Raw genomic sequence first — 12,179 nt, 5'->3', positions numbered from 1 at the left:
AAATAGGATACGGTTGAACATTTCAGGACTGATGTAAAAAATAAGCGTACACCAAAACAACGCGAAAAGCGTATTTCAGTGGTTTCGTCTTCTTTCATCCGGACTATACCGTCGGCTTTGGTCTCTCACCAAATCTGCGAGTATATAAATATATACAGGCTCGTGGGCTGATTAGGTCACTTGATTGCAAGGCCCAACTTACCACCGGTGGGGAATTACACCCCGCCCTGAAGCGATGTGCTTTGATTATAGCTAGTTTTTTGAGAGGAAAGGGAACTATTTATGAAATGGATCGTTCTATTGAAATATGAATTTAAGCAAATGAAGTTTCGGTTTTGTCGTGGAGAAGTCATTGTTTTTGAATTGTTTTGATGAGTTCTATTCAGCAATTAGTATCGACTTAGCCATAAAAAAAGCCAGTTCATATTGACTGGCTTTTTAGAAATCTTTTAAATATTTATGCAATTTGTACAGGAATACAGTTTGCCGTGTGATTGACTGTATTGTCCGGATTTGCATAAACCAAACGTGGTTTGTGAAGGTTTGCTTCTACTTCAGTGAAATCACCAAAAGTTGCAATAATGACTAAATCACCGACATCAGCTTGGTGTGCTGCGCCACCATTCACTGAAATAATACCTGAGTCATCTTCACCACGAATTGCATAAGTTGTGAAGCGTTTGCCGTTGGTTACGTTCCATACGTGGATTTCTTCGTATTCACGAATCCCTGCTAAGTCCATTAATACACCATCAATTGCACAAGAACCTTCATAATGAAGTTCTGCATGAGTGACAACTGCACGGTGAATTTTACATTTTAATAAACGAGATAGCATGGCTAGCGTCTCCTGAGTAAGACCTAAGATGAATATCTTATTGGTTGACTTGTCACGTTTCCCGCTGGCGATAGGCGGTTTGATGCGCATTTTGCGCTTAAAAATGCAATATGGCAAGCGTGATTGATCAACAATTCAGTTTAAATTTAAGCGGGTTTGTATGCATTAATTTGATTCATTGCCTGTGAAACTTGTCCATCGACAAGCATTTTCACTTTTGATAAAGCATGATCAATCGCAGCATCCATTAAAGCTTGTTCACTGCTAGGAGCTTTGCCAAGCACATGACCAGAAACACGTTCTTTAGAACCAGGATGTCCAATTCCTATACGTAAGCGATGGAAATTAGCACCAATATGTGGAACGATGTCGCGAAGACCATTATGTCCGCCATGTCCACCACCTGATTTTAAACGAATAATACCAGGATCCATATCGAGTTCATCATGAGCAACAAGAATTGCTTCAGGTGCAACTTGATAAAATTTGGCAAATGGTACGACACTTTGACCAGAACGGTTCATGAAAGTGGTAGGTAAGAGTAAACGTACGTCATGACCATCAATTTGACCACGACCGCTGTATCCATGAAATTTTGGATCAGCCTTTAAAGAAATACCATAACGATCTGCAAGCTGTTCTACGAACCAGAAACCTGCATTATGGCGGGTTTGGGCATATTCCTTACCAGGATTACCCAAACCAACAATTAGCGAAATATTTGACACTAATTTACGCCTTTAACACTTATGCGCGTTTGAAGTCAGCGTGCATAGGTGTGTTTTTAGCTGGGTGACGTTGTAACGCTTGGATTTTAACGTTTTCAACTTTATCACCGATTTTGATTTCGATAACTTCTTCGAAGAAAGCATTGTTTTCTAAAGCTTTAACGATTTCACGAAGCTCTAAAGTAACAGCTACAGGCTCAGCGCTACCACCATAGATGATTGCTGGGATTTGAGCAGCGTGGCGAAGGCGGCGGCTCGAACCTTTCCCTTGTTGTGCTACTTCACGTGCTTGAGCGTTTAATACGAAGTTTGCCATGGGCATATCCTCATTGAGTTTGAGTAACTAAACTTGCGACCAGTTTAGTGATAGAAAAACCCTAGCGAGCTAGGGTTTAAGAAAAAAAGCTGGGCTATTATAGATAACTATCGAACATAGCGCTAATAGATTCTTCGTTATTGATACGACGAATTGTTTCAGCAACCATGCTTGCAACAGAAACTTGGCGAATTTTACCTAAGTTTGCTGCTTCATCTGAAAGAGGAATCGTGTCAGTAACAACGAGTTCATCAATAACAGAGTTACGAAGGTTATCAATCGCTTTACCTGATAAAACAGGGTGAGTCGCATAAGCAATCACTCGACGAGCACCAAATTGTTTCAGTGCATCCGCAGCTTTGCAAAGCGTACCTGCTGTATCGACCATGTCATCAACAATGACACAGTCACGATCTTTTACATCACCAATCAAATGCATCACTTGTGACTCATTTGCTTTTTGGCGACGTTTATCAATGATAGCTAAATCGATATCGCCTAACTGTTTTGCAACAGCACGTGCACGAACAACACCACCTACGTCAGGAGATACAACCATTAAGTTGTCATGTTGTTGTTGACGTAAATCAGCTAACAACGCTGGCGTACCATAGATGTTATCAACTGGGATATCGAAGAAACCTTGAATTTGGTCTGCGTGTAAGTCGATCATTACCACACGGTCAATACCTACAGTTGTCAGCATGTCTGCAACAACTTTTGCAGTAATTGGAACACGAGCAGAACGTGGACGACGATCTTGACGTGCATAACCGAAATACGGAATGACTGCAGTGATACGACCAGCACTTGCACGACGCAAAGCATCAGCCATGACCAAGATTTCCATCAGGTTATCGTTGGTAGGCGCACAAGTAGATTGAACGATAAAAACGTCTTTACCACGAACATTTTCAGTAATTTCAACTGAAATTTCACCATCAGAAAACTTACTTACAGAAGCAGCACCGAGAGGGATATGTAAATGGCTTACGACTTTTTGGGCGAAATGTGGATGAGCACTTCCACTAAAAACGACAAGATTGGGCATGAAGCACCCTTGGCGGTTGGCTTATAATGAATTTGGATGGCAGGGGCGGCTGGATTCGAACCAACGGATGGCGAGATCAAAACCCGCTGCCTTACCACTTGGCGACGCCCCTAATGCGGCAGAACTTTAATCGTTTTGCATGATAATGTCAATATGATTGAACAGGTATCAATATAAAACAAGTCTGTCTAAAGATATGGCAGGGGCGGCTGGATTCGAACCAACGGATGGCGAGATCAAAACCCGCTGCCTTACCACTTGGCGACGCCCCTAAATTTGATGATATGTAATGGCAGGGGCGGCTGGATTCGAACCAACGGATGGCGAGATCAAAACCCGCTGCCTTACCACTTGGCGACGCCCCTATTACATACATCTACAGGTGAAAATTGGCAGGGGCGGCTGGATTCGAACCAACGGATGGCGAGATCAAAACCCGCTGCCTTACCACTTGGCGACGCCCCTAACGTGTAACTTTGAAATGTCTTAAAGGTGATTCTGCTAAACTGTTGACCAAGTAAGCTTTACAAGGTGCGTTTTGCAAAATCTTCTTCGTATCCATTTCACTGGTTACTTCAGTAAAAACACAAGCACCTGTACCTGTAAGCTTTGCTAGACCAAATTGATCTAAATATTGCATCGCTTCTTCAACTTCAGGGTATAACTGTCGAGCCAGAGGTTCGAAGTTATTTCCAAAGCTAGAAGGTTCTAACTGATAGGCGCAAAATGTAGTGATCTTAGAATCTCTTGTCAATGTTTTTTGTGAAAAAAGTGCTTGAGTGCTGATAAAACAATCAGGTTTTAAAATTATGAATTGTTTTTGAGCTAAGTCTATGAATGATAAATGTTCACCTATGCCTTCTGCCCATGCATTTCGACCAAAAATAAAGATAGGCACATCTGCACCCAGTTGCACACCATAATCAGCTAATTGCTGTTCATTTAAACCGCATTGCCACAGTTGATTGAGTACAATGAGTGTAGTGGCTGCATTAGATGAACCGCCGCCAAGACCAGCACCCATCGGAATATTTTTCTCGATTTGAATATTTAACCCACATGGTTCTTTTGCATGGGGTTTGAGTAATTGTGCTGCACGATAGATTAAGTTTTGTTCAAGAGTAACCTCATTTAAGCCTTCAATATGAATCATTCCATCCGCAATTGGCTCAAAAGTCATCCAATCATATAAATCAATCAGTTGAAAAATAGTTTGTAATTCATGATAACCATTGTCTCTACGACCAGTGATGTGCAGAAATAAATTCAATTTAGCAGGGGAAGGTACTCTAATCATAAAAGAATCTAATCTATCGGTTTTGAATCACCATTGTAATACGGTTTTCTTTATCGTCAGCAAGTGCTTGCTTCAACAAAAGTTTATTTGGAAGGATTTGCTTATCGTTATAGCTGAAATCAACAGTCCAGCCATCTTCAATGAGCTGTTTCAAGCGATTTTGTTCGTCTTTGCTCGCTTGAGCATTTTGTGTCGCAGGCTTCGCTTGTACCCAGTAGGCAAGGTGCATAATCGGTGCCTGCCAACCTGTTGCTTTTTCTAATAATTCTTCAGGTGTAGCTGCCGTAATCAGACCTGTTTTGGCGCTATTTAAGGTGACTTGACCTGGTTTGCCTTCAATTTGGGTTTTCCCAACACCTAAAATTCCAGTCAGTTCAATATCAAATTGATCTTGTTGTTGAACCCATGTAAAAAAAGCACTGCCAGACTGTTGAGGTGTACGTACACCTATTTTACCTTGTAAGCTAAAGTTATTTTCATCTTGCACTTGTGGTGAAGCAATGATCTTATTTGGTTGGCTTAGATGTTGGCAGCCTGTTAATACTAAGACACTACTGCTACATATCGCGACACATAATTTTGAAAACAAGCGCATGTATTTAACTCTTTTTTACAGTGATAGGTAAGATTAAGCTATCAAGTTGTTGTAATTGTGGGGCATTTGCATGTTTTTGTTTCAATTGCTGTAACACCTCACTAAATTGTGTGAGTGCGCCTTGCATATACAGCGCTTTAGCATAGCGAACTCCAATATTGATATTTTGGCTAATTGAATAGGCTTGTCCCAAGACTTTGGTTGCGGTATCAAAATCATTTTGTAGAAAAGCGATATAGCCCAATGTATCAAGAATAGAGGCTTGTTCAGGTGCAAAGTTGAGCGCTAGTTCTGCATATTTGCGCGCTTCTTTTAGGCGACGATTTTGCAATGCTAAGGTATAGGCATAAGCGTTTAAATAGGTCGGGCTATTGGGTTCAATAATTAAAAGTTGCTTCAAAGTTTTATCTAATTTATCCCGATCGGTATAAGGATCCAGCAATAATACTTCTGCATAAATCAGTTCAGGATCATCGGGTAAGCTCTTAATCGCTTCATCTAGCAATACTAAAGCTGCTTTTTTATTATCCATCTTTTTTAAAATATCAGCTTGAGCTTGATAGAGGAAACTTGCATGTTGTGGATAATTCACCCGTTCTTGTGTCAGAAAGCGTAAAGCATCATTTAATTGCCCTTGCTTTTCGAAAATAGTGACCATATTGCGTCGAGACACAATATATAAGCTGCCATCCACGAGTCGATAGTATGCTTTTGCTGTTTCATAATGCTGTTTGCGCTGTGCATTGATTGCAAGATAGTAATAAGCTTCATTCTGATATTTTGCTGAAGAACGCAATTCAACTAAATATTGTTCAGCTTTTTCGTATTTTTTTAAATCAATACTGGTTAAGCCAGCAATAAATAAAGCTTCTTCAGTTTTTGGATAATCTTTGATAATACTTTCAAGCTTATCTAATGCTTGCTGTTGTTGATTGATTTGAATGTAATAGCGAGCTTCAGCTAATCGTATATCAATATTGGTTTTATTTTTTCGACTGGCTTGTGCAAACCACTTTTGTGTTTCAGCATCGTCGCGTAAAGCCATTAATAGATTGGCTTTCATCAGAATGAAACTGGTCGATTTTGAACGTTTACGTAAGGCTTTATTGATATTATTTAATGCTTGCTCATATAAGCCATCTTGCGCTTCTAATCCAGCGATTAAAGCCAAGATAGATGGGTTTTCACGTTCTTTACTGGTACGTAAGGCATTTAATAAAATTTCACGATCTTGTGCTTGTTCGGGTGCAATCCCTGCCAAAATTTGTTCGAGATCAGCAGTTGGGTCAATATTTAAGATCTTATCTAATGTTTTAGCTGCCAATTCATATTCATGAGTTTTCAGGGCAATATGTGATAAGTAAAATAAAGCAGGAACATCTTTGGGTTCTTGTTCTACCCAATGTGTTGCAATATCTAATGCAGATTGAAAATCGTTATATTCTAAGGCGACATCTAAAGCACGCTGTTTGATTGTGGTTGAATTACTTCGAATTGCCAGCACTGTATAATTGTGTAATGCAGTTGCAATATCATCATAAGCAAGAGAAAATTCAGCAACCATACTTTGTTGTAATGCGTTGTCAAAGCTTTTATCTGCATACATGTCGTGTATTGCTTGTGCAGAGACATACGAGCTCATGCTACCTAACAACAAGATTGTGGTAGAATACCGTCGAATCGTCTTGCCGCTAAAAAGGGTACGGCGATATAGCTGACGCAATTTTTATTGATCCAAAGTAATGCTTTTTATGACACCGATGTTGCACAATAACATAAATTTAGCGAAATGATGATCTGATATGTCTTTCTTTGCATTGGGTGTCAACCATCAAACAGCTTCTGTTGAACTTCGTGAACAAATCGCTTTCAATGCAGAGCGATTAGCTGCGCTATTGCTTGAACAAAATAAACATTCAGCTTTGAATGATTTAGTTGTTGTATCAACTTGTAATCGCACTGAAGTTTATGCCATGACAGAAGATGCTGATAGTGTTCTGACTTGGTTAGCCCAAGTGAATAATATTGATGTAAAACAGTTAGTTCATCATGTTTATCGTTACGAAAATGCCCAAGCTGTTACACATTTGATGCGTGTTGCAAGTGGTTTAGACTCTTTGATGTTGGGTGAGCCACAAATTTTAGGGCAAGTCAAAAGTGCTTTGGCTTTATCTAAAGATGCACAAACTGTGTCGCCAGAACTGAATAGTGTTTTTGAATACGCTTTTTATGCAGCGAAACGTGTTCGTTCAGAAACCTCTGTAGGTAGCCATGCTGTTTCAATGGGTTATGCAGTTGCTCAGTTAGCATTGCAAGTCTTTAGTCGCCCTGAAAAGTTAACGGTTATGGTAGTTGCCGCAGGTGAAATGAATAGTTTGGTTGCTAAGCATTTAGCGGAAATGGGTGTGGCAAAAATTCTAATTTGTAACCGTAGCCGTGAGCGTGCTGATTTACTGGCACAAGAAATTGCTCATCAAGTTGAGGTTGAAATTATTCCTTTTGCTGAACTTGCCCAGAATTTATATAGAGCAGATGTTGTCTCGAGCTGTACAGGAAGTTTACATCAAGTTATTCAATATTCAGATGTTAAAGCCGCACTTAAAAAACGTCGCTATCAGCAAATGTTGATGGTCGATTTGGCTGTTCCACGTGATATTGATCCGAAAGTTGAATCATTAGATAACGTATATTTATATGGTGTGGATGATTTACAAAGTGTGATTGATGAAAATTTAGCGCAACGTCGTCAGGCGGCTGTTGAGGCTGAAATTATGGTGAATCAATTGGCTACTCAATTGATGACCCAACAAAAAGTGAAAGAGGCGAGTAGCACCATTCAAGCTTATCGTCAGCACAGTGAAGAAGTCAGCCAAAAAGAGTTGGCACATGCATTAGAGTTATTGCAACATGGTCATGCCGCAGAACAGGTGATGCGGGAGTTTGCTCATCGCCTATCACAGAAACTTATGCATCCAACTTCCATTTTATTAAGAGAAGCTGCTAAAGCTGAAAATCCAGATTATTTTGAATGGTTACAGCAACATCTACAGGATGTGTTTGAGCATGAGCGTAAACCGAGACAGTAACTTAGCTTAGGACAATAACTTCAAGCTAATCTGTTTTGTTAACTCATTTAATTGTTGACGTAAATTGCGTGATTCGATGAGTGAGATAGGTGATCTCAGTTTTAATTTTAAATATTTTTCTTGTAGATTTAATGAAAAGTCCTTAGCCAATTTATCAGCAATCTCAGGTGCTTGAGTTAATGACTCAATATTGGTTCTTTGCATAACATCGGCAATCTCATGACTATAACGACTACATGCACCGAGTACGTAATAGGTTGCTAATTCCTGATCATCCGGTAAATCATCAAAGATAATGTTGAGCACTGCTAAAACTTTAGCCAGCAGCTCAGTTTGGTCAATCACTGCAAGTAATTCTTCAAAATGAATATAGAGAAATGGGTGATGCATTAAAATTGCGATTGCAAAATCTTCATCTTTGGTTTGAATATTAAAAGATAAAGAGGCATCGTGGCTGATTTGAGGGGTAAAACGTTTGCCTAGACCGAGTTTCTCACGGAAAGATTGACTCAGCAGATAACGGAATGAACCATGCTTAGGTAGTAACTCTGTTAATTCACGTAGTTCTCCCATGACTAAACTTTTACCTTCTGGCGTGCTAACGTCATGTTGCCCTGTTAAATGGGCAAACACAAAGTCAGATAAAAGCGGTGCCTGTCGTAATAATTTTTGGAAGTTTTCTAAGCCTTCACGACGAATCAATGAGTCTGGATCATGTTCATTCGGAAGCACAAAGAATTTTAATTCACGACCATCATTGAGTAAGGGGAGCGCAATTTCTAAGGTGCGTCGTGCTGCTTTTTGTCCAGCAGCATCCCCATCAAAGGCAATGGTAATACGAGAATTTTGTTTAAATAGGGTAGTTAAATGATCCGCATTACTGGCTGTTCCCAGTGTTGCGACAGCACCATTGATACCATATTGCTGTAAGGCAATCACGTCCATATAGCCTTCGACCATTAACCAATCGTTGGCTTTGAGTTTACGACCCTCATACAAACCATAAAGCAATTGATTCTTGTGGAATACCTCTGAATCTGGTGAGTTAATATATTTAGGTTTAATTTCATCATTGAGCGCACGACCACCGAAACCAACCACGCGGCCTTTATGATCACGGATCGGAAAAATTACCCGCTCACGTAATAAATCAAAATCTCGACCACTATCACTAGAACGAATCAGACCCAGCTGTTTCAAACCTTCAATATCTTGTGGGAAGGCTTTTTCTAAATGTTGCCAATCCTCTGGTGCATAACCCAAACGCCAAAATTGAATCGTTTGTGCCGATAAGCCACGCTGTTTGAAATAATTTTGTGCTTTTTGACTCATTGGGAGTTGACGTTCATAAAACTGAGCAACGTTTTCCAATAAGTCATAGAGATTACCTTCTTGAACTTGTTCATCCATATAAAAGGATGGATCAAATTGAGCAAAAGGATCATCCATAACACGATCTATATCGACAAAATGCCCATCTATAAATTCGTCTGCTACAGAAATAGGTGCTGGATTTTCAGCGACTGACGTGTTTGTTGGTTGAGCCGCTGCAATTTGTTGAGGACTACGTTTATAAGAAAGTTTTTTATTGTCTTGATTATCTTTCGGTAATTCGATGCCTGTCTGATTAGACAAGTCTTTCATTACATCGACAAAGTTACGACTATCAATGTCCATGAGGAAGCGAATCGCATTTCCATTCGCTTGACACCCAAAGCAATGATAATACTGCTTATCTCTATATACATGGAATGATGGAGATTTTTCCTGATGGAATGGACAACAGCCCGAGTAAGTACGCCCAGTCTTTTTTAACTTCACACGTTGACCGATTAAATCGACGATATCAGTTCGATCTAAGATTTGATCAATCGTATGTTGTGGAATTGCCATGTGCATTTAACCATTTTGGACTGAGAGATAACATCTTCGTTGAAGTCAGTGTGTCAGAATTCATTGTTGCATAAAATGAAAAACAGGCAAGGGTAGACTTGCCTGTTTTATGGTTTTGATGAGTGCAAATTAATTTGCAGCATCAGCTCCCGAAGTTTCTTTGGTCTCAGGCTTATCTAATAGCCCGAAGCTTAAACGGTTCATCCAACTTGGTTTATCGGTTGGTTCTTCAATAGGAGCAGAATCGATTTCTTCAGTTGTCGGTTTATCTAATAAACCAAGGCTCAAACGATTTGTTAAGCTGCGTTGCTCAGTTTCACCATTGGTTTGTTCTTTTACTTGTACCGTTTTAGATTCGCGGCCAAGCAAGCCTAAAGTGGCACGATTGACCCAACTACCTTCTTTACGAGCAGCACGAAGATTTACTTCACCATTTGCCTTAACTAAATTTGGATAGTTCAGTTTTAAGAGATCAATATATTGTTGAGACGTCGCTTGATCGCCTAATTTTTGGTAGCTATAAGCTAATGTTGCAAGTGCTTCAGGTGTTTGTGGTGTTTGAGGATAGTGTTCAATTACCCATTGTGCGCGTTCAGCAGCAGCCAACCATGCTTTACGTTGAATATTGAAACGTGCGGCATTCATTTCACTTTCAGCCAATTCTTGACCGATAAATTTCATACGTTGTGCAGCATCTACTGAATATTGGCTACTTGGGAAACGACGAATCAAATCTACAAAGTTTTGATAAGCAACTTTAACGTAGCTCACATCACGATGTGATTGTTGTAATGACGTATAACGAATCAAACTGTCGTAATTCATTTCCATATTGGCTACACCTCGAACATAGTAGGCGTAATCAACATTTGGATGTTGTGGATTTAAACGAATGAAACGATCTGCCAGTGCAATCGTACCTTCATAATCTTTTTGTTTAAATTTGGCGTAGAGGAGTTCAAGTTGTGCTTGTTGAGTGTATTGTCCAGTTGGATAATACGTATCTATCGCTTCAAGTGATTTAACAGCATCAGTATATTGATTACGTTCAAGTGATTTTTGTGCTTTTTCAAAATAGACTTGTTCACTTGACTGTGGACCTTTATCAACCACTTCTTTTTTGCTTGGATTACTGCTACAACCAACAAATACAGACGCTACGCCTAAAGATAAAGCCAATATGGTAATTTTATAATGGGGTAGCGACATAAAAATTCCTCTGCTTTTGGGACAATAAGCTACAATGGTGCTATTAAACCATTTTTGTATCGATCATCAAAATGACTTCAACACAATCTTCCAATTCAAACCTTTCCGAGACAGATTTCTTACTTGAAGATTCTGTCGATGCAGATAATCATAATTCTGATGCAACTGCAACACGTTTATCGTTGCAAATTCAACTCGATGAAGAGTATCTAGGTCAGCGTATTGATCAGGTTGCTGCATTGGTTTGGAGCGAGTTCTCTCGTGAAAAGCTCAAGCAATGGATGAAAGACGGGCATCTGTTGGTAAATGGTAACATTGTAAAACCTAAATATCGTTGCGAAGGCAATGAATTGCTTACGCTGAATGTTGAGTTAGAAGCCCAAACATCTAGCCAACCTGAAAACATTCCCCTCAATATTGTCTATGAAGACGATGATATTATTGTGATTAATAAAGAAGTTGGCATGGTGGTTCATCCAGGTGCTGGCAATCCTACAGGTACTTTGGTCAATGCCTTGCTTTATCATGCACCGAAACTGGCTGAGCTTTCACGTGCAGGTTTAGTACATCGTATTGATAAGGACACCAGCGGTTTATTGGTTGTTGCAAAAACATTGGAAGCCCAATTTTCTCTCAGTAAACAACTTGCGAAAAAAACCGTTTATCGTGTTTATGATTTAGTTGCATATGGAAATATTATTGCTGGTGGCACGATTGATGAGCCAATTAAACGTCACCCAGTCGATCGTGTCAAAATGGCGATCTTACCGGGTGGACGTGATGCAGTAACTCATTACAATGTGAAAGAGCGTTTCCGCGACTTTACTCGTATTCAGGCTCAACTTGAAACTGGGCGTACTCATCAAATTCGTGTGCATTTTAGTTATCTTGGACATGGTTTGGTAGGTGATCCTGTTTATGTCAATCGTGTACGGTTCCCTGCTGGTGCATCAGAAGTCTTAATTGACATGCTACGCAGTTTTAAACGCCAAGCTTTACATGCAGCTAAATTAGGTTTAGTGCATCCGCGTACTGGTGAAGAAATGATGTTTGAAGCACCATGGCCAGAGGATTTCACTCAATTGGTTGAAGTACTTCGCCAAGAGAATGAAGCTTATTAAAAAAGTTCTCTTTAAATAAAGGGAGATGTGTTCAGCTTCTCCCGT

The 12,179-nt window shown here is 39.7% G+C and carries 11 protein-coding genes, 4 tRNA genes and 1 riboswitch; of the genes, 2 read left to right on the top strand and 13 right to left on the bottom strand.

The genetic code is table 11. The features are described from left to right. Positions 1 to 82: 82 nt before the first annotated feature. A riboswitch (FMN riboswitch) is annotated at positions 83 to 238 on the bottom strand. A 219-nt stretch (positions 239 to 457) separates the two neighbouring features. From panD to F908_RS04925, 11 genes are all read right to left on the bottom strand, one after another. After that, the gene (gene panD, locus F908_RS04975) at positions 458 to 838 is read right to left on the bottom strand and encodes an aspartate 1-decarboxylase (protein ID WP_004655255.1); all 381 of its coding nucleotides are present in this window, start codon (positions 836 to 838) and stop codon (positions 458 to 460) included. A 146-nt stretch (positions 839 to 984) separates the two neighbouring features. Beyond that, positions 985 to 1,566 (bottom strand): aminoacyl-tRNA hydrolase, encoded by a 582-nt coding sequence (pth, locus tag F908_RS04970; RefSeq protein ID WP_005158359.1) that lies wholly within the window; start codon positions 1,564 to 1,566, stop codon positions 985 to 987. Between the two features lie 19 nt (positions 1,567 to 1,585). Then, positions 1,586 to 1,882, bottom strand: coding sequence for a 50S ribosomal protein L25 (gene rplY, locus F908_RS04965; protein ID WP_004663523.1), 297 nt, complete (start codon positions 1,880 to 1,882; stop codon positions 1,586 to 1,588). A 97-nt stretch (positions 1,883 to 1,979) separates the two neighbouring features. Then, positions 1,980 to 2,933 carry a ribose-phosphate pyrophosphokinase gene (locus F908_RS04960; protein WP_004663520.1) on the bottom strand — a complete coding sequence of 318 codons (954 nt, stop codon included), beginning with the start codon at positions 2,931 to 2,933 and terminating at the stop codon, positions 1,980 to 1,982. Positions 2,934 to 2,970: 37 nt separating this feature from the next. Further along, a tRNA-Gln gene (locus tag F908_RS04955) sits at positions 2,971 to 3,045 on the bottom strand. Positions 3,046 to 3,130: 85 nt separating this feature from the next. Continuing rightward, positions 3,131 to 3,205, bottom strand: a tRNA-Gln gene (locus tag F908_RS04950). A gap of 18 nt (positions 3,206 to 3,223) precedes the next feature. Further along, positions 3,224 to 3,298: transfer RNA gene (locus F908_RS04945), tRNA-Gln, on the bottom strand. A gap of 25 nt (positions 3,299 to 3,323) precedes the next feature. Further along, positions 3,324 to 3,398: transfer RNA gene (locus tag F908_RS04940), tRNA-Gln, on the bottom strand. Next, a complete protein-coding gene (ispE, locus tag F908_RS04935) occupies positions 3,397 to 4,230 on the bottom strand; it encodes a 4-(cytidine 5'-diphospho)-2-C-methyl-D-erythritol kinase (RefSeq protein ID WP_005158355.1) in 834 nt (277 codons plus the stop codon). Before ispE ends, F908_RS04940 begins: the two co-directional genes overlap by 2 nt. Before the next feature lie 13 nt (positions 4,231 to 4,243). Beyond that, positions 4,244 to 4,825: a lipoprotein insertase outer membrane protein LolB gene (gene lolB, locus F908_RS04930; RefSeq protein ID WP_005158352.1), complete on the bottom strand. Its 582-nt coding sequence runs from the start codon at positions 4,823 to 4,825 to the stop codon at positions 4,244 to 4,246. Between the two features lie 4 nt (positions 4,826 to 4,829). After that, on the bottom strand, positions 4,830 to 6,548 hold the full coding sequence (locus tag F908_RS04925) for a tetratricopeptide repeat protein (RefSeq protein ID WP_005158349.1): 1,719 nt from the start codon (positions 6,546 to 6,548) through the stop codon (positions 4,830 to 4,832). 79 nt (positions 6,549 to 6,627) lie between these two features. Here F908_RS04925 and hemA point away from each other — a divergent pair, with 79 nt between their 5' ends. Continuing rightward, positions 6,628 to 7,911, top strand: a complete 1,284-nt coding sequence (hemA, locus tag F908_RS04920; protein ID WP_005158348.1) for a glutamyl-tRNA reductase — start codon at positions 6,628 to 6,630, stop codon at positions 7,909 to 7,911. A gap of 6 nt (positions 7,912 to 7,917) precedes the next feature. Here hemA and F908_RS04915 read toward each other — a convergent pair whose 3' ends face one another. Then, positions 7,918 to 9,804: a DNA primase gene (locus F908_RS04915; protein WP_005158345.1), complete on the bottom strand. Its 1,887-nt coding sequence runs from the start codon at positions 9,802 to 9,804 to the stop codon at positions 7,918 to 7,920. Between the two features lie 129 nt (positions 9,805 to 9,933). Beyond that, complete coding sequence (locus F908_RS04910; RefSeq protein WP_004663507.1) at positions 9,934 to 11,013, bottom strand: outer membrane protein assembly factor BamD; 1,080 nt, start codon at positions 11,011 to 11,013, stop codon at positions 9,934 to 9,936. Between the two features lie 71 nt (positions 11,014 to 11,084). Here F908_RS04910 and rluD point away from each other — a divergent pair, with 71 nt between their 5' ends. Next, the gene (rluD, locus tag F908_RS04905) at positions 11,085 to 12,134 is read left to right on the top strand and encodes a 23S rRNA pseudouridine(1911/1915/1917) synthase RluD (RefSeq protein ID WP_004663505.1); all 1,050 of its coding nucleotides are present in this window, start codon (positions 11,085 to 11,087) and stop codon (positions 12,132 to 12,134) included. Positions 12,135 to 12,179: the final 45 nt, after the last annotated feature.

Origin of the sequence: Acinetobacter sp. NIPH 284, assembly GCF_000369425.1 — a bacterium.
Taxonomy (GTDB): domain Bacteria; phylum Pseudomonadota; class Gammaproteobacteria; order Pseudomonadales; family Moraxellaceae; genus Acinetobacter.
The sequence above is the reverse complement of the archived record's forward strand: the minus strand, read 5'-3'. Positions and strand labels throughout refer to the sequence as shown.

Bases quoted from the DNA above. Each gene is read 5' to 3' on its own strand.
- F908_RS04915 (WP_005158345.1), bottom strand. From the start codon at position 9,804: ATGGCAATTCCACAACATACGATTGATCAAATCTTAGATCGAACTGAT.
- rplY (WP_004663523.1), bottom strand. From the start codon at position 1,882: ATGGCAAACTTCGTATTAAACGCTCAAGCACGTGAAGTAGCACAACAA.
- panD (WP_004655255.1), bottom strand. From the start codon at position 838: ATGCTATCTCGTTTATTAAAATGTAAAATTCACCGTGCAGTTGTCACT.
- hemA (WP_005158348.1), top strand. From the start codon at position 6,628: ATGTCTTTCTTTGCATTGGGTGTCAACCATCAAACAGCTTCTGTTGAA.
- lolB (WP_005158352.1), bottom strand. From the start codon at position 4,825: ATGCGCTTGTTTTCAAAATTATGTGTCGCGATATGTAGCAGTAGTGTC.
- F908_RS04960 (WP_004663520.1), bottom strand. From the start codon at position 2,933: ATGCCCAATCTTGTCGTTTTTAGTGGAAGTGCTCATCCACATTTCGCC.
- rluD (WP_004663505.1), top strand. From the start codon at position 11,085: ATGACTTCAACACAATCTTCCAATTCAAACCTTTCCGAGACAGATTTC.
- ispE (WP_005158355.1), bottom strand. From the start codon at position 4,230: ATGATTAGAGTACCTTCCCCTGCTAAATTGAATTTATTTCTGCACATC.
- F908_RS04910 (WP_004663507.1), bottom strand. From the start codon at position 11,013: ATGTCGCTACCCCATTATAAAATTACCATATTGGCTTTATCTTTAGGC.